Genomic DNA, 18,901 nt, shown 5'->3' on the forward strand with positions numbered 1-18,901 from the left:
GGGTTCCGTAGAATATACCAGTTATCTCAGAGGCTTGTGGCTCCTAGGTGGTCATCAGGCTGTGGGCCGCGGCCGGCAGGTCGCGCATGTGATGGATCAGCCGGTCCGGCTTCAGCTCCGCGATCGGCACGTCCGTATAGCCGAAGCTGACCCCGATCACGGGCACCCCGGCGCGCCGGGCCACGCCGACGTCGGTTCCGGCATCGCCGACCATGATACTGGCTTTGACCGCTCCGCCGGCGCGCGCCACGGTCTCGCGGAAAATGGTCGGATCGGGCTTCTGGACGCCAAAGGTGTCCGCGCCGCAGATCGCGGCAAAGCGGCGGGTGAGGTCGAGCTGGTCCAAAAGCCGCTTCGACAGCCATTCCAGCTTGTTGGTGCAGACCGCCAGCCGGTGGCCCTGGGCCGCAAACTGGTCGAGTGCGGCCTCGAGCCCCTCGAACGGACGGGATTCGACCGCGATGTGGTCGGCGTAATAGGCGATGAAATCCGCCGTCATCCGGTCCATGTCCGCGGGGGTGAAGGTGCGGCCCTCGGCCTCCAGCCCCCGTTCGATCAGCTTGCGGGCGCCGGCGCCGATCATGTTGCGGGCCGAGGCCATCGGCACGGGCGGCAGCCCTTCGCGGTCGAGCACGAAATTCAGCGCGGTGATCAGGTCGGGCGCCGTGTCCACAAGCGTGCCGTCGAGATCGAAGACGAGGGTGTAAGGGGAGGTCATGGTCCCAGCGCTATCGGGCCGGCCGGATCGGCGCAAGGGCCGAAGCCATAAGTTCACCTTATAAGATCGGCCCGGAGGCCTGTTCCGGCAGGAAAAACGAGGCTACATAGGCCGCCGCAAGCAACCTATCGGCGGCACACTCTAAAATTCAGGGGCGGGCGCATCGTGAACATGGACCAGTTGAAGCGGCAGGCTGCGGCGCGCGCCCTCGAGGAGGTGCGTGACGGCATGCAGCTCGGGCTCGGCACCGGCTCGACCGCCAAACATTTCGTCGAGCTGCTCGGCGAGCGCGTGCAGGCCGGGCTCAAGGTGATCGGCGTACCGACCTCGGAGGCGACGCGCCTCGACGCCGAGCGCTGCGGTGTGAAGCTGACGACGCTGGACGAGATCGATCATCTCGACCTCACCGTCGATGGCGCCGACGAGATCGATCCCGACTTCAACCTGATCAAGGGCGGCGGCGGCGCACTGCTGCGCGAGAAGATCGTGGCGGCGGCCTCGGATCGCATGATCGTGATTGCCGACGACAGCAAATGGGTGCCGACGCTCGGCCGCTTTCCGCTGCCGATCGAGGTCATCCCGTTCGGGCTTGGCGCGACGCGCCGCGCGATCGAGAAGGCATTTGCCGAATGCGGCGTTTCCGGGCAAATGGCGGTCCGCAAGGCCAAAGGCGGCGACAAGGATGGCCACGTTTTCGTCACCGATGGCGGCCACTGGATTCTCGATGCTCAGCTCGGACGCATCGTGGATCCGCCTGGCCTCGCCAAGGCGTTGAGCTCGATCCCCGGCGTGGTCGAGCATGGCTTGTTTATCGGCTTGGCCAGCTCGGCCGTTTTGGCGGGCGGCGAGGGAATTCGCGTGATTGAACGGCGTAAGCCGAAAGGAGACTAGGAATGAAGAGCGTATTGAGATTCTTGCCGGCCGCGACGCTTGCTGCTGGACTGGCCGTCTTGGCGGTCCCGGCGATCGCGCAGCAGGCCGCGCCGGCCCAGAAGGCTGCTCCCGCGCCGGCCCCGCCGAAAGCCTCGCCTGCGGCGATCGCGGCGGCCAAGGAGATCCTGCAGATCAAGAACGCCACCGCGATGTATCAGGGCGCCGTGCCTGGCATGGTCGAGAAGACCAAGATCACGCTGATCCAGCAGAATCTCAACTACCAGAAGGAGCTCAGCGAGGTCGCGCCGATCGTGGCCCAGCAGCTCAACGGCCGCCAGAACGAGATCGGCGAAGGCATGGCGCAGATCTATGCCAGCGAGTTCACCGAGCAGGAACTGAAGGACCTCGTCACCTTCTACAAGTCGCCGCTGGGCAAGAAGCTGATCGACGCCGAGCCGCGCGCCATCGGCCTCAGCATGGCCTTCATGAACTCCTGGGCCCAGAACTTCTCCGAGACCGTGATGGGTGCCTTCCGTGCCGAGATGCGCAAGCGTGGCAAGGAAATCTGACAGTACCTATCTGATCAGAAATCCCTAAAGCGCGTCATCGCGCTTTAGGATGTTATTTGCGCATGGTCCTATCGGAGAACCGCTGCACACTTCTCCGGATCATGCGCTGAAAGAAGAGGTCGGAGTGGACAATGGCTGAATTCGACGTCGACCTCTTTGTCATCGGTGGCGGCTCGGGCGGCGTGCGTGCCGCCCGCATCGCGGCCGGCCACGGTGCGCGTGTGATGATCGCGGAAGAGTACCGCATGGGTGGGACCTGCGTGATCCGCGGCTGCGTGCCGAAGAAGCTGTTCGTGATCGGATCGCATGTCCGTCACGAGCTGGAAGATGCCGCCGGTTTCGGCTGGACCGTTCCGCCCGCGACCTTCGACTGGCCGACGCTGATCGCCAACAAGGACAAGGAGATCGCGCGGCTGGAAGCGGCCTACACGACGAATGTCGAGAAGTCGGGCGCGCAGGTCGTCAAGAGCCGCGCGGTGATCGAGGACAAGCACACCGTCCGCCTGCTCGAGAACGACCGGAAGATCACCGCAAAATACATCCTGATCGCCACCGGCGGCGCGCCCAACCACGGCGCCTCGATCCCCGGCATCGAGCACGTGATCTCCTCCAACGAGGCGTTCCATCTGAAGAAGCTGCCGAAGCGGATCGTGATCCAGGGCGGCGGCTATATCGCGCTGGAATTCGCCGGCATCTTCGCCGGCTACGGCTCCGACGTCACCGTGATCTATCGCGGCGACAACATCCTGCGCGGTTTCGACGAGGACGTTCGCGCCCACGTCCGCAGCGAGATGGAGAAGCAGGGCATCACCATTCTCACCGGCTGCACGGTGGCGAAGGTCGATCGGCACGGCGAGGAATTCACCACGCATCTGTCGAACGGCTCGAGCCTTGCTTCCGACCAGGTGATGTTCGCGATCGGCCGCCATCCGTCGGTCGCCAATCTCGGCCTGGAGAAGGCCGGCGTCGCCATCAACCCCGGGAATGGCGGCATCGCGGTGGACCATTTCTCGAAGAGCTCGGTCGACAACATCTATGCGATCGGCGACGTCACCCACCGGCACAACCTGACGCCGGTTGCGATCCGCGAGGGGCATGCGTTTGCCGACACCGTGTTCGGCAAGCGCGAGGTGCAGGTCGATCATTCCTACATTCCGACCGCGGTGTTCTCGCAGCCGGAGGTCGGCACGGTTGGTCTGACGGAAACCGAGGCGCGTGCGCAATTCAGCCACGTCGACATCTACAAGACGACGTTCCGCCCGATCAAGGCGACCATGTCCGGCCGCGACACCCGCGTGCTGATGAAGCTCGTCGTCGATGGCTCGACCGACCGCGTGCTCGGCTGCCACATCGTCGGCGATTGCGCTGCCGAGGTCACCCAGGTGGTCGCGATCGCGGTGAAGATGAAGGCGACCAAGGCCGACTTCGACGCGACGATCGCGCTGCATCCGACCGCGGCCGAAGAGCTCGTCACCATGCGCACGCCGACGGCGCGCCATGTGCGTCAGGCGGCGGAGTAGGACCGGCCTTCAGCGCGACCTCAAAGCACTGAGATCACGTCACGTCATCTCCGATATCTTGCCCTTGCCCTGGCAGGACTCGCATTTGACCGGATAGATCTTGCGGCCCGGGTGCGCTGGCTCCTTGGACTTGGGAAAGCCGGTTCCGTTGCACAGCGGGCAGGTATGTTCTTTGATCTTCGGGGGCATGCTAGATCCTTTCCGGCTGTGGTGGCGCAGCGGCCCCTGCAGGGGCCGCCTTGCCTTGTGGTCAATGGTTCAAGGCCGGCCTAGCCTCCGGCGGGCTCATCCTCGGCGAAGGTCTGCTCGATGGCGGCGGGCATCTTCGCAACCGACATCAACGAACGTGCGACCTGATTGAGCAACTGGTCCGCGTTCTCTTCCTCCGCCAGATTCTTGGAAAGCAGCGCGACGACGGCGGTGTGACGCAACTGCTGCGCCAGGTTGCGGGCGGTCGCGTAGCCGGCAATCTCGTAATGCTCGACACGCTGTGCCGCACCGATCAACGCGAGATCCGCGGCGGCATCGTCCTTCCTGGCGCCCTCCTTGATCACTTCGTCGCCTTCCTCGACAAGCCCCTGCATGCCCTTGCAAGCCTTGGCGCGCGGCTTCTTCCCGAGAAGTTCGAAGCACTCGTCGAGACGCTCGATCTGCGCTTCGGTTTCGGCCAGGTGAACGGTGAACAGCTCAGAGAGCTGGTCGTAGCGGGCAGCCTCGATCATCTGAGGCAATGCCTTGGTCAACTGCTTCTCCGCGTGCAGGAGATCCCGCAGCTGATCGATCAGCAGGTCGTCAAGGCCAACGGACGGTTCCGATGGCGAGCTCTCGGCAACGATGGAAGGCGCCGCACCGGGATCGCCGTTCTGGAGTGCCGGTGATTCCATGAAAACCCAGTCCTCGCCTTCATTCCAGGGACCTCTGGTGTCGATTTCGCCATTGTCGCCGGACCCTGTCGAATCGTTGAAGAACTGGTCCACGAGACCGGGCGTCGGAGCGATGCGGCCGATGCTGAACGTGGGCTTGTTCATGCTTTCCAGCGCGCGTGAGAACGCCTTCATGTGGGTGATCTCCCGTGTCATCAGGAATTGCAGGGCGTCTTTGGTGCCGGCGTCATCACAGAAATTGATCAGGCGCTCATAGACGATCTTGGCCCGAGCTTCTGCGGCGATGTTGCTGCGCAGATCGACGTCGAGTTCTCCGGTGATCTTGAGATAATCCGCCGTCCAGGCACTGCCTTGCGAGTTGAACAGATTGACGCCGCCGCCTCCGGCAATCGCGATCAAGGGATCGGCTTCCGCCGCTTCGCGATCGAACTTCATGGGCTTCAAGTGCAGGCGCGCGAGCGATCCGACGACCTCAAGGTGGCTCAACTCCTCGGTTCCAATATCCATGAGGAGATCCTTACGGTCAGGATCCTCGCAATTGAGACCCTGAATGGAATACTGCATGGCGGCCGCAAGCTCGCCGTTGGCGCCACCGAATTGCTCCAGCAGCATATTGCCGAACCGGGGATCGGGCTCGTCGACCCGGACTGTGAACATGAGCTTTTTGACGTGATGATACATGGAAAGACCTTTGACTACAGGAGACACCGGGGCCAACTGAGCGCTGTGTTGGACGTTCCTAATTCGGATCGTGCCGCGACCAGATGCTTCTCGGGAGAATCAGGTGGCTCAATGCAGCGTTTCCGCCGCGGCTTCGTCGACAGCGGCCATCAGGTCAGCCGTATCTGATTGCTGGATCATGTGACCCGCATTCGGGACGCGACGCATCTTGCTGTGCTTGATCTCGTCATGCAGTCGGCCGGACTGTTCGTCGATGTCGATGAGGCGGTCGTCCTCGCCGGCCAGGATGGTGACCGGCATGGCCAGTTCGCCGTACGTCTTTGCCGACAGCATCGCAGAAGGGACCATCAAGGCTGCTTCGGCGGCACCCGCACGAAGCTGCGACGGACGCACCGCCAGTGATTTGGGGAAGCCGTCGAATTTTTGCGGGACGGATTTGGGTCCGAACAGTTGCCGCAGCATCGCCGGCCACATCAGGCGGCTGAGGATTGGTGAGATCGTGTGGCTGAGGATGTCGCCAAACCCGGGGACGGCCGGCCCGGCCATCGCCATCATCGTGTCGGTGCGGGCCGTCGGGAAATAATAGCCCGACGCCAGTATCAAGGCTTCGACCATCGCGGGATGTCTGCTTGCCAGGGCGATCGCAACCGATGCGCCCCAGGAATGCCCGAGCACGATCGCCTTGTCGACGCCAAGGTGCGCAAGCGCGTCTTTGAAAAGGTCGGCTTGGGCGGCCGGCGTCCACACCACGTTGCGCGGCCTCAGACTGTGCCCGAAGCCGGGACGGTCGAACACGATGACCCGATAGTCCTTGGCTGCAAGATCGATCAGGCCACTCGACTCGAAATCCTGGATCATGCTGCCATTGCCATGGAGCAGAACCAGCGGGCGTCCGGACCCGCGCTCGACATAGTGCAACCGAACACCGTCGATGTCGATGAACCGCCCTTGGGGCGGATTATCGCGCTGTGCCTTGTCGGCAAGGCGCCGATTGACGAACGCGGCCGCTGCGAGCAGGCCGGCCGTCGCGGCAATCGTGGAGGCCAAGGGATGTTCTGCGAGAGCATGAAGGGCCGTGGCCGCCAAAGATGGCGAACGTTTTTTCAGTATGCGCATGTGACACTTTCGCTGACTGCAGCCAGCTGTTGGAGAGTGGGGAAGGGACGCTTCCGCATTGACGCCCTTGGTCGCATCACGACCGCGATGGCGCCGGATTCTTGCTGGAGGAGATTTCCGTGCGTCGCGGGTGCGGTTCGGAGACCGGATCAGCACCATCGAGCAGGGATCGATTTCGCCTTCTTGGGACCCGGAACAGTGCTGGTCCGGACCTCCCGGCATGCGCATTCACGGATCATGTCGTGCAGACGCAACAGGAGGGACGGAGAGATGTTCCTAATCGGATGGAGAGATGTTCCTAATCCAATGGATGCAGCCCGCAGTCGGCCATTGACGTAGATCGGAGGCAAAAGGCGTGGTTTCTCGGGACCGCGCACTGGTGAATGTCATTTGCGACACCATATCCAGGGTATCACCCGCACAGACGTGACAGGCGCCGGTGACAGAGAGACGCTGCCGCGCTCCCGCCACAGCCGGAGGCGCGCATTGAACGTTATCTCCTATCCCCTGCATCTCTGCCGCAAGTTCGAACGCCGCTGGAGCGCGAAAGCGGTTCAGGACGAGACACAGCAATCCCCGTCACAACGGCCCAACGGCTGTACCGCCTGCGGGCGAATAGTGGCGGCTCCCGTGCACGCGACCTACTTGCCTACCGGGAACTTCGTCAATCAGTGGCGGTGCCCTGTGTGCAAGAACTCCTGGCAGACCTCTGCCGATGCCACGAGCAGCACTGATATCCAATTGAGCCAGTCCGAGCATCTTCGGCAGAATGCCGGGCACTGCCTGACGCTGGAAGACACCGCTGCCAACGACGCGGCGCGCAAGCAGTTCAGGAGCATGGGCGATGCCTGGCTCGCTCTCGCGGAGACGCAGGAGTGGCTCGATGGCGCGACGCCGCCGGTCTCGCGACCGCAGCCGCAAAGCGCTGATTTGATTCCGATGCCAACGCAGGGGCGTTCGTCATGAATGAGAAGCGCAACCGCGTGCGTCAGGCGGATTCACTTGCCGAGCGTCTCGCAGCTGATGCACTGAGGCTGCGTGAAGAGGCCTCGCACCTTGAACCCGGCCCAGAGCGGGATGCGCTGCTGAGCAAGGCACACCGGAACAAGATGGCTGCCGATATCAACTCCTGTCTGACCGCTCCGGGACGCCGCTTGCCTGGATAGCCAGCGCAGATCTCGAGCCCGAGCTTTCACCGTTTGCCAATAGTAACGAACCACCAAGGGTCCGATTGAGATCCATGGACGATTTGGCGTGAACCGCGCGCAAGCTTCTCATCTTGATGGCTCTTGCTGCCGAGGCTGACGCAAGCAAACGGCCGACCTTCCCTCGGAATGCAAGGACCAGATGACATGGATCGAGACAAGAGCGGCCGCATCGTTGAGACTGCGCTCGAAGCGCGCCAAGGCGAGCTCGGTCCCAGCGTGTTGATGCTGCTGGGTGTGAGTGTGGGACTTGCAGTCATCCTCATGGTGATGACGTGGATGATATTCTTCAGAACCTGAGCGTGAAGGAGATGTCACAGCGCGAGACGTAGGAACTAAAGCTCTGATGGGGGCTTGGATCACTCCTTAGACACTGGAGACCATCATGAAGCGCCCATCGTTTATCGTTTGCATTTCTTTATTCGTGGCGGCAACCGCCTTCGCAGCTGCTCCGGCCTCGGCACAAAATCCACCGGCGCAGTCCGGACCGAACAACAGCGCGGTCAATAGCGCGGGGCAAAACAACTCCGACGCTCCTGTCGCAGGTCGCAACAGTTTCACCGAAGGACAAGCCAAGTCGAAGATCGAGGATGCCGGCTACGCCAACGTCACCGAACTGAAGAAGGACGACAACGGTGTTTGGCGCGGCCATGCCAGCAAGGGTGGATCTGCCACCGCGGTCAGCGTCGACTTTCAAGGCAATGTCAATTCGGCCAAGTAAGCCAATAAGCAAGTAAGAAGGACACACAATGACCGTTACAATTTCTCGTCTTTACGACAACTACAGCACTGGGCAGCAGGCGGTTCAGCGTCTCGAAGCCGCCGGTGTGCCGCATTCGGACATCAGCATCGTCGCCAATAATTCGGACAGCTGGTTCAACACCGACAAGAAGGTGGACCGTGACCGCGATGGCGTCGACGATCGCGCCGAAGGTGCCGGCAAGGGCGCCGGCATCGGTGCGGGCGTGGGTGGCACTGCCGGCCTTCTCGCCGGTCTCGGCCTCCTCGCAATCCCCGGCCTCGGACCCGTCGTTGCGGCCGGTTGGCTCGCCGCGACCGCGGTCGGCGCGGCCGCCGGAGCCGCAACCGGCGGTGTCGTTGGAGCGATGACTGAGGCCGGCATTTCGCGGGAAGATGCGGACTCCTACGCCGAGGGCGTGCGTCGGGGAGGCACGCTGGTGTCGGCGCGGGTCGCAGATGCCGATCGATCCCGCCTTGACGCAGTCCTGAACGAGTCGTCGGTCAATTTGCGTGACCGCAGCGCCGCCTGGCAGAAGACCGGATGGAAGTCGTTCGATCCCGCCAGCAAGCCCTACGGTGCGGACGAAGTTCGCAAGGAGCGGCAGCTCTACGGTGGATCAGTGCGTTAAGGATCATTGCGCCAATGAGATCGCGACGGCCCGCTTCGGCGGGCCGTCTTTTCGTGCGGCTACGCGTACAGATATCCAACCGGCTTGCCCTCGGTGCGCAGGGGGCGGATGTCCTTCTGCGTGATGATCTGGCCGGCGAGGCCGTCGATCTCGTCGCGCTGGGTCGGCGTCCAGCTGCAAAGGTCGTTCATGCCCTTTAGAAGACCGAGGCGGAGCACTTGCGTGTTCTCGCCGAGGCCGACGAGGCTGATCGAGCTCTTGCCCGCCGTCACCACATCGCCAGCCGCAAGCTCGATCGCCTCACCGGCCTTGTTCTTGAATTCGGCCGTGCCGCGAATGACGCGGTAGATTGCGACCTCGCCTTTGGCGAAACAGCTGGCGTCTGCTGCCGTCGATGTGCTCTTCGGCAGAAGTGACTGGCCACGCGGGTCGGTCGCGATGATGTGGCCGCTGACGAGATGGCCGCTGGGAATCTCGATCCCGATATCGCGCACGTACACCGGCAAGGCCGATTTGATCGGACCGTCGACGAGTGGCTTGAACAACGCATCCAGCGCGAGGGGATCCTGAAGCCAGAAGCCTGCGTCGGCCGGCCGGTTGTGCAGCGGGTGGCTCCAGGCCACGCGCGGCGTCTCGGCCTCGTTGATCTGGTCCGGACCGACGATGGTCGGGTTCGGAAAGGTCGTCGGATCGGTCACGAAGGCTTCGAGGAATTTGCCGGAGTAGCCCATCGAGATCGGGTCGGGCACCACGGTTTGCGGCGTCTTCAGGTTTTCTTCGGTCGACAGTCCCGACCAGGTGTAGAACAGCTGGCGGTGGACGATCGCGCTTTGCAGCATCACCGCGCCGGGGCCGACATTGTAGAAGCGCCCGTCGTAGTCGAAGGTGAAGGCGCCCGAGGTGACCAGCACGAGCTGAAAGCCGCCCGGCGGAAGATGAAGATGGAAATCGGTGGGGCCGGTGTCCGGGCGGTAGATCGGCAGGTTCGTCGCGACTTCGTGCAGGAGGAAGGTTTCGTTGTTGGCGTGGAAGCCCTCGTTTGCGCGGTTGTAGAGGGCTTGCGGACGGTACGTCGCTTCGAACTTGGCATTCCTGTCGCGATCGATCGCCACGAAATCCTGAGCGTTGAGGCGTAGCGGCGCGCCGTTCGGACGGGTGAGGCCGGTAAATTTGAGATTGCCGGCGGCATGCACGTTCATGGCACTCTCCGATCTTTGCCGCTCATCCGGTCTCCGGCGCACGCATCTTGCTGCGCCAATTCGTGGGAGTAGGGAATCAGGCCTGACGCTGCCTTGCGAATTCTGGGCCAGTCGGGATGCAGCACGATGCGCGGGCTCGGCGGCCCCGCACGGCGCGATGAAAAATCGAGATTGCACCTGAGGTTAGGCGGCGCGTTAGGCTGGCTTGCCTGGGCCTCATCGCCGAGCCCACAACCCCGACGACGGGGCGCGGTTTGTCTAATTTGTCGGCAAGCCCCGGCGCAGGCGTGCAGCCGCGCAGGTCGCGTCGATCAGCAAAGGCCGGCGGCCGGGCATGCAAAACCGCTCATTCGAACGACTGACGGGTGATCCGCTCGGGCTTGCCGATCGGGCTGTCCGCCCACTTCGCCATGTCCACCGTTCGCGCGTCGATGCCTTCGCACCAGAGGCAGCTGAGCTCCGCGCGGCCCTTGGCCGAAAGCAGCGGTACAAGTCCGTGGCCGCAGCCAGCGCAAGGCGTGACGCGATTCACGCGTTCCTCCACGATCACCGAATTCAGGAGTCACATTGTCGTTCGCCAAGCTTGCGCGGGCGCTATGAAGGCGCACGAACGCTTCCGATCGGAGCGCTCGCGCCCGAGATCGTCGAGGCTGCGATCCAGCGCGAGACCGCCCCGATGTCCTCCGCATTCTCGCGATAGGCGCGAAGCTGGAATTCCGCCGAGCTGCCGCGCTCCACGATGGTCCGGCAGTGCTCGACCTCGGCGGCGCAGTTCAGCGCGGCTGCGTCCTCGGCGACGGCGTCGATGATCCGGGTCAGCAGCTCCGAGATGGTGACCGGCCCGTCCTTCGAGGCAAGGATGCAATCGGTGCCGTAGCGCTGCGCCCGCCATTTGTTCTCGACCGCAATCGCGCGCTCGACCACCGTGACCTCCTTCGACCGATGCGGCCGCAGATAGAGATGGCGCGTCAGGCAGCGATAGAGTGAGGCGATGGCAACGGCGTCGTCGATGAAGGTGCAGGTGTCGGGCGCGCGAAGCTCGAGGGTCGGGTGCCTCATGGACGGCCGCATCGCCCACCAGATATGGCTCTCGTCGGGGATCACGCCGGAGCGTTGCAGCGCGCCGACATATTCGTCGTAGTCGTGCCTGGTTTCGAACAGTTCGGGCAAGCCGGTGCGCGGCAGCTCGGAATAGGCGGCAAGCCGGTAGCCCTTCAGCCCGGTCTTGTGGGAATTCCAGAACGGGGAGGAGGCCGACAGCGCGATGAACAGCGGCAGATGCGGCAGCATCGCCCGCATCACCGCCATCCGCTTCTCGGGATCGGGCAGCTGGACGTGTACATGCATGCCGCACATCATGTTGCGGTGGCCGATGCTGCGCAGATCCTCGATCATCTCCTCGTAGCGCGGCTTCGGACTCGGCTGCGACATGCGCCAGACCGCGGTCGGATGCGTGCCGCAGGCCATGATGACGAAGCCGTATTGCGCGGCGACGTTGGCGACCTCGCGGCGGAGGAAGCGCAGCTCCTCCCGGGCGTCATTGACATCGACGTGAACGTTGGTGGCGACCTCGAGCTGGGATTGCAGCATCTCCCGCATCGCCTGGCCGCCGGTGGACCAGTTCACCGACTCGAACAGGGCGTTGGGCGTTTCGATCGCGACCTCGAAGCTGCGGCGATCGGCGAGGAAGTATTCCTCCTCGATGCCGAAGGAATATTCAGCCGCCTTGCCGCGTCCGCCGGCAGAGCGGATGACGAGGTGCTGCTTGTCATCAGAGGAATCGAGGCGCAGCAGTTGCAAAACGTCTGAAGCAAATGTCATAGGGCCACCCGGCAGTGGTATTACCTGCGGGCAATAATCCGCCTGACCCGGGCCGGTTCCGCGTCGGCCTCACTGGAAATTGCAAGGTCGAACGGAACAATTTTCACGGTTTCGGACGCGCGCGCGACCAGCGCGTGATTCGGCGGAACTTCCGTCCAGTCCGTTTCCTTGTCGAACGGCTCGGACACGACGACGACCTGGCCGCCGCCGGCCTCGCGATAATAGAGCGTGTTGGCGGCATCGTTGGCCGCGACGCGAAACGCATAGAGATCCCGGCCGTTTGCGATCGCGCTGGTGAAGCGCAGGCGCTCACGAAGCTCGTCCTCGTTGACCAGGCCGACCAGCGATTGCAGCACGGCTTGCGTTGCGCCAAGGGGATCGCCGTCGAGTCCCGCGCCCATCATGGCGAGGAACACGGCTTCCGAATCGGTCGTGCCCAGCCGCGAGGGGTAGTAGGCATCGGGGATCAGCGCCTCGACCTTGCGCCGCAGGCGATTCCAGCTGCCGACGAAGCCGTTGTGCATGAACATCCACTGGCCGCAGGCGAACGGATGGCAATTCTGCCGCGTTACCGCCGTGCCGGTGGCGGCGCGCACATGGGCGAAGAACAGATGCGAGCGCAGATGGCGGCAGAGGTAGCGCAGGTTTTCATCCGACCAGGCCGGACGGGTCTCGCGATAAAGGCCGGGTTCCGGATGCTCGCCATACCAGCCGAGACCAAAGCCGTCGCCGTTCGAGCCGGCCGTCGACTGCAGCGAGCGGATGCTCTGCGCGATCAGCGAATGCTCGGGCTCGGTGATGTAGGGCTCGAACGAGGTGGTCTCGCCCCGGTATGCGATCCAGCGGCACATGCGGCCTTCCTGTCAGGATGTGGCGTAAGGTTCACCAACAAGATCGCCTGTGTTGGGTTCCCGGCGTTGTGTTCTGCAAAATCCGATCATTTCTGTGGCCTGCTTTAGACGTTCATTTACCCTGCATTGCGGGAACCCGCGCATTAATCCATCTCTTAACGCCGACACGGTTAGGTTGCGCGCGAATTTTGAGTGCGCATCATGAGCCGATTTGTTCTTTTCACCTGCATGGCGTTCGTCTCCACGTTCGTGGGCGTCTCCTGGGCGATGCGCGGATTTCCGGTGTCGCACGTTTCGCTGGTCGGTGAATTGAGGCCCACGCTCAGTTCCTCGTTCGGCGATGAGCATTCAAAGGCCAAGCAGCGGAAGGATTGGGAAGCGGAGCACACCCTGCAAAGCGACAAGGACCCGAAGCAAGACGCACTGCGGATGGACGCATTGCAGGCAAGCACCGCTTACGCGATGTCGCCGTGCGACGACACCATGAAGGCGAACCTGAGGGCGGCTACGGAGGCCTATGCGCGGGGCTGGGTGAAGATCTACGACTGCCCAAATCCGAGAATGGGCATGTTCTGCAGTGAAGAGAAGCGCGATCGGGCGAACGCCGCGTATTCCACGCCGCTGGACGTTCGCGTCAAGGCGCAGCTGGCCGAGGCGTTCAAACAAAAGGGCATCGTCAAGGAAGACTTCCCGGAGGATATCCGCGACGTCGTTCTCTGGTTCACCGGGCCTGGTATGTTGTTTGATCCGTCTCCGGTATGCCTGCCACGGCAGCAGGCGTCGGCGAGCTTCAAATGAGCCGCGCCTGGTTCATCGTCTGGGCGCTTGTCATCTGGCAGGTCGCCGCCTGGGCATTCGCTCCGCAGAAGACAGCCCAGCAACCAGCCGCACCGGTCGATGGTCCGGGTTATGGCTCCAACGAAAAGATCTTCGTGGACGGTCGCGCAGGCTTGCGCCGCGAGACCGCTCTGGCGTTCGAGCGCCCTTATGGATCGCGTTGCGCGGGAGAGGGGCGGAAGCAATTCGTCGCCCATATCGACTACTACTATTATCGTCGTCAGAACGACATGGAACACTACCCCAAGATTTTCGGGAAAGCCGGGGCAGACTACATCGCCAAGCAATGGTCGACCGGAGACGACAAGCGCTTCGAACGCCTGACGCAGGAAGCCTACGCGCAAGGCTATCTTGCCCTATCGGATTTCGGTGACGTCGGGCGCAAACTGGCGGAAGCCGTTGTGAGGGGCGAGCGCGTCGTCGCGCATTCGTGCGCAAGCTGATGGTCCACGGAGACTCTCGGTGAAGCCTCTCAGCACCGAGAATCCCGCTCTCTCAGACCGGAAGCGGGATCAGGGCGGCAGCTTCGCGATCATGCGCGTCCTCGCTTGCCGCAAGACCTTGCGCGACGCCGACGCGATCGGCCTCAGGGCGGTTCTGGCTCATCTTGCGCTTGCCCTCGAACCGAACCACGGGAATACGCACACCGACGATCCCGCGCAATTGCGCGGCGATGAAATCGGCGGGGGCGTCACTGACGGCCCACGGCTTGGCGCGTGCGCCCTCGTGCCTGTTCGTCAGCCGCGTCACGGCGTCGAGCAGGCGCTCCGGCTCCTGGAAGAATTCGACCGGACCGTAGGCATGCACCGCGACGTAATTCCAGGTCGGCACCACCTTGCCGGTCTCCTGCTTGGTCGCATACCAGGACGGCGTCACATAGGCGTCGGGGCCGTTGAAGATGGCGAGCGCATCGCCGATCGGCGGCAGCTTCCATTGCGGGTTGGCCCTGGCGACATGGCCATAGAGCACGCCGTGCTCGCCTTCGCTCTCGTCGAGGAAGAGCGGCAGGGGCGTTGCGACCGGGCCCTCGGCGGTGGCCGTCACCAGGCTGGCGAGGCGCGCACCGCGGATGGTCGCGCGGATGCTCTCGATGTCGTCGTCCTTGAAGGCGGGCGGGATGTACATGGCGTGTCTCCGTTCTCAATGCGGAGATAGCCGGAATCTGGCCTGTATGAAACGGCCAGTTCTGTATGATTTGATCAGTCCAGTGCGGCGGCGGCCTGGGCGAGGAGCTTGCAGCCTCTCTCGATCTGCGCGATCTCCAGTGCCGAATAGCCCATGACGAGACCGACGGTCTTCCGCGTCCGGCTTGGCGTCCGGCTTGGGCCGACCAACAACGCAGAGACGGGATAGATGCCGACGCCCTTCGCGCGAGCCGCCTGGATCAATGCATCCTCGCGCTTCTGCGGCAGATCGTCGAGCCACGCCACCACGTGCAGGCCCGCCGCCGTGCCCTCGATCCGGACACGATCTCCGAACCGGCGGCGCAACGCGCCGATCAGTGCCTGCTGACGCTCGGCGTTGCGCCGGCGCACGCGCCTGACGTGGCTGTCATAGGCGCCGCTTTCGAGCATCGAAGCGAGAGCGTGCTGTTCGATCAGCGGCGTGTGCCGGTCCATGATCTGCTTGGCGGCGGCGAACAGGGATCGCAGCCCGGCGGGCACGACCAGGTAGCCGATCCGCAAGGTCGGGGAGAGCGTCTTGGAGACGGTGCCGAGATAGATCACGTTGTCGCTGCCCTCCAGCGCATGCAGCGGCGGGATCGGCTTGGTGTCGTAGCGATACTCGCTGTCGTAATCATCCTCGATCACGTAGGCGTCGTGCTGGCGTGCCCAGGCGAGCAATTGGTGCCGGCGTCCGATCGGCATGACGCCGCCGAGCGGATATTGATGCGACGGCGTCACATAGGCGAGCCGGGCCTCGGTGCCGTCGAGCCGCGCTGTCTCCAGTCCATCCGCGTCAACGGGGATCGGCACCGTCTCGGCGCCCGTCGCCGCGAGCGTATGCCGCGCCATCTGGTAGCCGGGATCCTCCATCACGAAGCGGTCGCCGGCATCGAGCAGGAGGCGCGCGCAGATGTCGAGGCCCTGCTGCGAGCCGTTCACGACAACGATCTGATCGACCTCGCAGCGGACGCTTCGCGATCGCCACAGATAGCCCTGAAGCGCGGTCCGCAGCCGCAGCGCGCCGCAGGGGTCGTCATAGGCCAGCCGCTCGGGCTTGCGCGCCATCGCGGCCGTCACGGCCTTCTTCCATGCCAGCACCGGGAAATCCGACGGCGAGAGCTCGCCATAGCGGAAGTTGGCGATGAGCCCGCGCGGCGGCTCGATCCAGCGCGGCGGGTCCGACCGCAGCCGCTCGCCGAAGGCCGACAGCCGTACCTTGCGCGCCGAGGGCCGCGATGCGGCGCGCGCGCGTCCGCGCTCGACGACGGCGCGGGCAACGCGTGGCCGCGCGCCATGGCGTGTCTCGATAAAACCTTCGGCGGCGAGCTGTTCATAGGCGACGGTCACGGTCGAGCGCGCCACGCCCATCTCGCCGGCGAGCGCCCGCGACGACGGCAGCAGGCCGTCGATGCCGTAGACCCGCGTCAGAATTTGATCTCTCAGGGCTTCGTAGATCTGGCGCGCACCCATGCGGCCGGCACGATCGCCGGGAGTCGTCTTCATCTGGATCATCCACATTCCTGGCTCGGCATTCGTCCGAACGGACGATGCCGGAATGTGGTTCTAATCCCGTTCGCCGAGAGTTTCGACGTAAGCCTTGCCGTAGGGATAAAAATGCTCCTTGTGGCCCTGATCCCAGAGGGCCTTCAGCCCGGGCGCGGTGATGTCCCAGTCCGGACGGCAATTCATGCTGACGGCTCGGAGATCCTGACGAAGCTCTTCGACGGTCGGGCGTCCGAAGAACCAGTAGCCGTTATAGATCTTGTGAACGCGCAGGCCGGGCTCCAGCACGATGACATGCGGGATCATCGGATTGTGGACGGGATCGGTGTATTCGGCGATGTCGAGATCCTTCTGAACGATCCGCCGCGAATCCGACAGGAAAGGCCAGTGCGCGCCGACGCCGCTGCGATATTCGTTGGTCTGGGTGATGTTGTCGGTGGTGATCGTGACCAGCCGGCAATAGCCGACCTCCATCTCGCGATGGAGTTGCAGCAGGCCTTCGGCCTGGCGCCGGTCCTTCGGACAGAAGCCGCCGCGCCCGAGAACCAGCACCATCGGATCGCCACCCTGGAGCTCGGAGAGCTTCCGGTGCTTGCCGGTGTGGTCGCTGAGCTCGTAATCCGGGAAGGTTACTCCCGGCATCATGTCAGGTCGCATTGGACTCTCCCATGTCTTCGAACTCTCGCATGTCTTCTCGCACGTCTGGCGTGGGTGCTGACACTCACAGATCGATCACGACGTCGCCCTGGGGCCTTGAACAGCAGATCAGGACATTGCCGTCCGCAGGAGCGTCGAGCGGGTCCGGCGCATAGCTGACGGATCCGGCCACGAGCCCGCTCTCGCAGTTGTGGCACACGCCGGTCCGGCACGACCAGCGCACGGGAACGTCGCAGGCTTCGGCCAGCTCAAGCAGGCTGGCATATGCTGGTCCCCAGCAGACATTGAGGCCGCTGCGGGCGAACGAGACCATCGGGCCCGGGCCGGTCGCGCCGGCCGGCAAGTGCGCCCGCGTCTGCGGGGATGCCGCTATGCCGGGTGTCAGGGACGGTCCGGCGCCGAACATCTCGGTGTGTACGCGATCCGGTGCGATGCCGAGTCCGGCAAGCCCGCGCGAGAGATCAGTCATGAACGGTGCCGGCCCGCACAGATAGAAATCGCCGTCTGAGGGGACGCCGAGGGCTTGAAGCACCCGGAGGTCCAGATGTCCGGTCGTGTCGAAATCCACATTGAGACGATCGCCCGGGTCGGGCGCGCTGTAGCAGACATGGCTGTGATGGTGGGCCAGCCCAGTCAACAGCCCACGCACCTCGGCGGCGAACGCATGTTCGCGACCGTTGCGGGCGCCGTGCAGCCACCAGACCTCGCGCGTCGATGCTTCCGCGGCGAGCGCGTGCAGCATCGCAAGCACCGGCGTTACGCCGATGCCGGCGCTCAGCAAGACGACGGGCCGCGCATCTTGCCGTAGCGTGAAACTTCCGCGCGGCGCGCCGATCTGCACAGCGTCGCCAATCTTGACCTCGTCGGCGACATATTGGCTTGCCGCGCCGTGGGCTTCGCGCTTGATGCTGATGCGCCAGGACGCGGCATCGGAGCGGCTGGACAGCGAATAGCTGCGCGTCATCGCGGGGGCAGTGGAGGCGCCGAGCCGCACGACGACGAACTGCCCGGGCAGGGCGGCGGCGACGGGATGTCCGTCCGTGGGTTCGAGGATCAGCGACGTCACGTTGCCGCTTTCGGCGATCTTGCGCGCGACGCGGAACGGCCGGAAGCCGCGCCAGGCCGGAGGCGGGCTCGACGCCGGGCCGAGCCCGGCGTTTCCCGCCGTCGTGTCCTTGCGCTGCTGCTCGAGCAGCGCCTCGAAGGAATGACGCCAGCCACCGCTCAGCGCCGGAATTTTCAGCGCGCGCTCCAGGCGGTCACGCGGGTGAGGGGGCAGATAGAGCAGCGCATTGATCTCGGACACGCTCATGCGTTCGGGGCCGTCAGCGACCCGGACGATCTCGTCGCCGGCCTCGACGTCGCCTTCCTCGATCACCCGAAAATAGAACCCGGGCCGGCCGTGCCTGACGAGCAGCGCGGCCATGTCCGGCTCTTCCATGCGAATACCCAGCCGGTAGCAGGTGACGCGCGGCTGCGTCACCTCGAGCAGGGCAGAGCCGATCCTGTAACGGTCTCCGATGCAGACGTCCCTGTCGGCGAGGCCCTCGACGGTAAAATTCTCGCCGAATTGACCGTGGACGAGGTTCGCTCGACCGAGGTGCTCCTGCCAATATTGATAGGAGTCCTGCTGGTAGACGTAGACGGCGCGCTGCTCGCCGCCATGACCGGCGGTATCGCCCTGGCCATCGCCGTCGATGTTGAGCCGGCGCACCCTGCGCGGACCACTGACGGGTGCCTTCCAGATTCCGGTATGCACGGTCCTGCCTTGCCACGCGATGTCGCGTGGCAGGCCGACATTGAGGGAGAGCAAACGGGCCATGGGGTTCCCCGGCGTGACGGCGCGGCTCTGGCGGTTTCCAGGTCGCTGCAATGCCAATCTGCATCCATGTCGGAATTTAGGCCCGTTAGTCGTTGTTAGACGTTGCTAG

22 protein-coding genes are annotated in these 18,901 nt (G+C 64.0%); 10 read left to right on the forward strand and 12 right to left on the reverse strand.

Annotation, left to right across the window (positions count from 1 at the left end; all coding sequences use genetic code 11):
* Positions 1–43 precede the first annotated feature (43 nt).
* A complete protein-coding gene (locus ABIB95_RS40260) occupies positions 44–718 on the reverse strand; it encodes an HAD family hydrolase (protein ID WP_354248221.1) in 675 nt (224 codons plus the stop codon).
* A gap of 165 nt (positions 719–883) precedes the next feature.
* On the opposite strand from ABIB95_RS40260, the gene rpiA reads away from it, so the two are divergent.
* The 3 genes from rpiA to gor all read left to right on the forward strand — a co-directional run bounded on the left by rpiA (position 884) and on the right by gor (position 3,680).
* Positions 884–1,609 carry a ribose-5-phosphate isomerase RpiA gene (rpiA, locus tag ABIB95_RS40265; protein WP_028146742.1) on the forward strand — a complete coding sequence of 242 codons (726 nt, stop codon included), beginning with the start codon at positions 884–886 and terminating at the stop codon, positions 1,607–1,609.
* A 2-nt stretch (positions 1,610–1,611) separates the two neighbouring features.
* On the forward strand, positions 1,612–2,160 hold the full coding sequence (locus tag ABIB95_RS40270; RefSeq protein ID WP_063984021.1) for a DUF2059 domain-containing protein: 549 nt from the start codon (positions 1,612–1,614) through the stop codon (positions 2,158–2,160).
* Positions 2,161–2,291: 131 nt separating this feature from the next.
* Complete coding sequence (gene gor, locus ABIB95_RS40275; RefSeq protein WP_071915170.1) at positions 2,292–3,680, forward strand: glutathione-disulfide reductase; 1,389 nt, start codon at positions 2,292–2,294, stop codon at positions 3,678–3,680.
* Between the two features lie 39 nt (positions 3,681–3,719).
* On the opposite strand, the gene ABIB95_RS40280 is transcribed toward gor, so the two are convergent.
* The 3 genes from ABIB95_RS40280 to ABIB95_RS40290 all read right to left on the reverse strand — a co-directional run bounded on the left by ABIB95_RS40280 (position 3,720) and on the right by ABIB95_RS40290 (position 6,361).
* On the reverse strand, positions 3,720–3,869 hold the full coding sequence (locus ABIB95_RS40280) for a hypothetical protein (RefSeq protein WP_208086099.1): 150 nt from the start codon (positions 3,867–3,869) through the stop codon (positions 3,720–3,722).
* An 80-nt stretch (positions 3,870–3,949) separates the two neighbouring features.
* A complete protein-coding gene (locus ABIB95_RS40285; protein ID WP_071915169.1) occupies positions 3,950–5,245 on the reverse strand; it encodes a DUF892 family protein in 1,296 nt (431 codons plus the stop codon).
* Positions 5,246–5,353: 108 nt separating this feature from the next.
* Positions 5,354–6,361, reverse strand: a complete 1,008-nt coding sequence (locus ABIB95_RS40290; protein ID WP_354248292.1) for an alpha/beta fold hydrolase — start codon at positions 6,359–6,361, stop codon at positions 5,354–5,356.
* 486 nt (positions 6,362–6,847) lie between these two features.
* Between ABIB95_RS40290 and ABIB95_RS40295 the strand changes: the two genes are divergently transcribed.
* The 5 genes from ABIB95_RS40295 (at position 6,848) to ABIB95_RS40315 (ending at position 8,936) form a co-directional block, all read left to right on the forward strand.
* Entirely contained in the window at positions 6,848–7,327 is a 480-nt protein-coding gene (locus ABIB95_RS40295) for a hypothetical protein (RefSeq protein ID WP_354248223.1), read from the forward strand.
* Entirely contained in the window at positions 7,324–7,527 is a 204-nt protein-coding gene (locus ABIB95_RS40300) for a hypothetical protein (protein WP_063984017.1), read from the forward strand. The genes ABIB95_RS40295 and ABIB95_RS40300 overlap by 4 nt, the downstream gene beginning before the upstream one ends.
* Before the next feature lie 186 nt (positions 7,528–7,713).
* Complete coding sequence (locus tag ABIB95_RS40305) at positions 7,714–7,866, forward strand: hypothetical protein (RefSeq protein WP_187387736.1); 153 nt, start codon at positions 7,714–7,716, stop codon at positions 7,864–7,866.
* An 85-nt stretch (positions 7,867–7,951) separates the two neighbouring features.
* Positions 7,952–8,287: a hypothetical protein gene (locus ABIB95_RS40310; protein WP_354248225.1), complete on the forward strand. Its 336-nt coding sequence runs from the start codon at positions 7,952–7,954 to the stop codon at positions 8,285–8,287.
* A gap of 28 nt (positions 8,288–8,315) precedes the next feature.
* On the forward strand, positions 8,316–8,936 hold the full coding sequence (locus tag ABIB95_RS40315) for a hypothetical protein (RefSeq protein WP_071915165.1): 621 nt from the start codon (positions 8,316–8,318) through the stop codon (positions 8,934–8,936).
* A gap of 59 nt (positions 8,937–8,995) precedes the next feature.
* On the opposite strand, the gene ABIB95_RS40320 is transcribed toward ABIB95_RS40315, so the two are convergent.
* From ABIB95_RS40320 to ABIB95_RS40335, 4 genes are all read right to left on the reverse strand, one after another.
* Positions 8,996–10,135: a hypothetical protein gene (locus ABIB95_RS40320; RefSeq protein WP_354248227.1), complete on the reverse strand. Its 1,140-nt coding sequence runs from the start codon at positions 10,133–10,135 to the stop codon at positions 8,996–8,998.
* A 346-nt stretch (positions 10,136–10,481) separates the two neighbouring features.
* The gene (locus tag ABIB95_RS40325) at positions 10,482–10,667 is read right to left on the reverse strand and encodes a hypothetical protein (protein WP_354248229.1); all 186 of its coding nucleotides are present in this window, start codon (positions 10,665–10,667) and stop codon (positions 10,482–10,484) included.
* 62 nt (positions 10,668–10,729) lie between these two features.
* Positions 10,730–11,956 carry a carboxylate-amine ligase gene (locus tag ABIB95_RS40330; protein WP_354248231.1) on the reverse strand — a complete coding sequence of 409 codons (1,227 nt, stop codon included), beginning with the start codon at positions 11,954–11,956 and terminating at the stop codon, positions 10,730–10,732.
* 20 nt (positions 11,957–11,976) lie between these two features.
* Entirely contained in the window at positions 11,977–12,807 is an 831-nt protein-coding gene (locus ABIB95_RS40335) for a class II glutamine amidotransferase (protein WP_354248233.1), read from the reverse strand.
* A 201-nt stretch (positions 12,808–13,008) separates the two neighbouring features.
* On the opposite strand from ABIB95_RS40335, the gene ABIB95_RS40340 reads away from it, so the two are divergent.
* Positions 13,009–13,605, forward strand: a complete 597-nt coding sequence (locus tag ABIB95_RS40340; RefSeq protein WP_224581006.1) for a hypothetical protein — start codon at positions 13,009–13,011, stop codon at positions 13,603–13,605.
* Positions 13,602–14,087, forward strand: coding sequence for a hypothetical protein (locus tag ABIB95_RS40345; RefSeq protein WP_354248236.1), 486 nt, complete (start codon positions 13,602–13,604; stop codon positions 14,085–14,087). Before ABIB95_RS40340 ends, ABIB95_RS40345 begins: the two co-directional genes overlap by 4 nt.
* Positions 14,088–14,139: 52 nt before the next feature.
* On the opposite strand, the gene ABIB95_RS40350 is transcribed toward ABIB95_RS40345, so the two are convergent.
* The 4 genes from ABIB95_RS40350 to ABIB95_RS40365 form a co-directional block, all read right to left on the reverse strand.
* Complete coding sequence (locus ABIB95_RS40350; protein WP_354117362.1) at positions 14,140–14,769, reverse strand: FMN-binding negative transcriptional regulator; 630 nt, start codon at positions 14,767–14,769, stop codon at positions 14,140–14,142.
* Positions 14,770–14,843: 74 nt separating this feature from the next.
* Positions 14,844–16,322 (reverse strand): MocR-like pyridoxine biosynthesis transcription factor PdxR, encoded by a 1,479-nt coding sequence (gene pdxR / locus ABIB95_RS40355; protein WP_354248239.1) that lies wholly within the window; start codon positions 16,320–16,322, stop codon positions 14,844–14,846.
* Positions 16,323–16,373: 51 nt separating this feature from the next.
* On the reverse strand, positions 16,374–16,970 hold the full coding sequence (locus ABIB95_RS40360; RefSeq protein ID WP_085404858.1) for a redoxin domain-containing protein: 597 nt from the start codon (positions 16,968–16,970) through the stop codon (positions 16,374–16,376).
* Between the two features lie 64 nt (positions 16,971–17,034).
* Positions 17,035–18,792, reverse strand: coding sequence for an MOSC domain-containing protein (locus ABIB95_RS40365; protein ID WP_354248242.1), 1,758 nt, complete (start codon positions 18,790–18,792; stop codon positions 17,035–17,037).
* Positions 18,793–18,901 lie beyond the last annotated feature (109 nt).

Origin of the sequence: Bradyrhizobium sp. LA2.1 (genome assembly GCF_040547725.1) — a bacterium.
GTDB lineage: Bacteria > Pseudomonadota > Alphaproteobacteria > Rhizobiales > Xanthobacteraceae > Bradyrhizobium > Bradyrhizobium barranii.

Bases quoted from the DNA above. Each gene is read 5' to 3' on its own strand.
- ABIB95_RS40260 (WP_354248221.1), bottom strand. From the start codon at position 718: ATGACCTCCCCTTACACCCTCGTCTTCGATCTCGACGGCACGCTTGTG.
- ABIB95_RS40270 (WP_063984021.1), top strand. From the start codon at position 1,612: ATGAAGAGCGTATTGAGATTCTTGCCGGCCGCGACGCTTGCTGCTGGA.
- gor (WP_071915170.1), top strand. From the start codon at position 2,292: ATGGCTGAATTCGACGTCGACCTCTTTGTCATCGGTGGCGGCTCGGGC.
- ABIB95_RS40280 (WP_208086099.1), bottom strand. From the start codon at position 3,869: ATGCCCCCGAAGATCAAAGAACATACCTGCCCGCTGTGCAACGGAACC.
- ABIB95_RS40285 (WP_071915169.1), bottom strand. From the start codon at position 5,245: ATGTATCATCACGTCAAAAAGCTCATGTTCACAGTCCGGGTCGACGAG.
- ABIB95_RS40290 (WP_354248292.1), bottom strand. From the start codon at position 6,361: ATGCGCATACTGAAAAAACGTTCGCCATCTTTGGCGGCCACGGCCCTT.
- ABIB95_RS40300 (WP_063984017.1), top strand. From the start codon at position 7,324: ATGAATGAGAAGCGCAACCGCGTGCGTCAGGCGGATTCACTTGCCGAG.
- ABIB95_RS40305 (WP_187387736.1), top strand. From the start codon at position 7,714: ATGGATCGAGACAAGAGCGGCCGCATCGTTGAGACTGCGCTCGAAGCG.
- ABIB95_RS40310 (WP_354248225.1), top strand. From the start codon at position 7,952: ATGAAGCGCCCATCGTTTATCGTTTGCATTTCTTTATTCGTGGCGGCA.
- ABIB95_RS40315 (WP_071915165.1), top strand. From the start codon at position 8,316: ATGACCGTTACAATTTCTCGTCTTTACGACAACTACAGCACTGGGCAG.
- ABIB95_RS40320 (WP_354248227.1), bottom strand. From the start codon at position 10,135: ATGAACGTGCATGCCGCCGGCAATCTCAAATTTACCGGCCTCACCCGT.
- ABIB95_RS40330 (WP_354248231.1), bottom strand. From the start codon at position 11,956: ATGACATTTGCTTCAGACGTTTTGCAACTGCTGCGCCTCGATTCCTCT.
- ABIB95_RS40335 (WP_354248233.1), bottom strand. From the start codon at position 12,807: ATGTGCCGCTGGATCGCATACCGGGGCGAGACCACCTCGTTCGAGCCC.
- ABIB95_RS40340 (WP_224581006.1), top strand. From the start codon at position 13,009: ATGAGCCGATTTGTTCTTTTCACCTGCATGGCGTTCGTCTCCACGTTC.
- ABIB95_RS40345 (WP_354248236.1), top strand. From the start codon at position 13,602: ATGAGCCGCGCCTGGTTCATCGTCTGGGCGCTTGTCATCTGGCAGGTC.
- ABIB95_RS40350 (WP_354117362.1), bottom strand. From the start codon at position 14,769: ATGTACATCCCGCCCGCCTTCAAGGACGACGACATCGAGAGCATCCGC.
- pdxR (WP_354248239.1), bottom strand. From the start codon at position 16,322: ATGATCCAGATGAAGACGACTCCCGGCGATCGTGCCGGCCGCATGGGT.
- ABIB95_RS40360 (WP_085404858.1), bottom strand. From the start codon at position 16,970: ATGCGACCTGACATGATGCCGGGAGTAACCTTCCCGGATTACGAGCTC.
- ABIB95_RS40365 (WP_354248242.1), bottom strand. From the start codon at position 18,792: ATGGCCCGTTTGCTCTCCCTCAATGTCGGCCTGCCACGCGACATCGCG.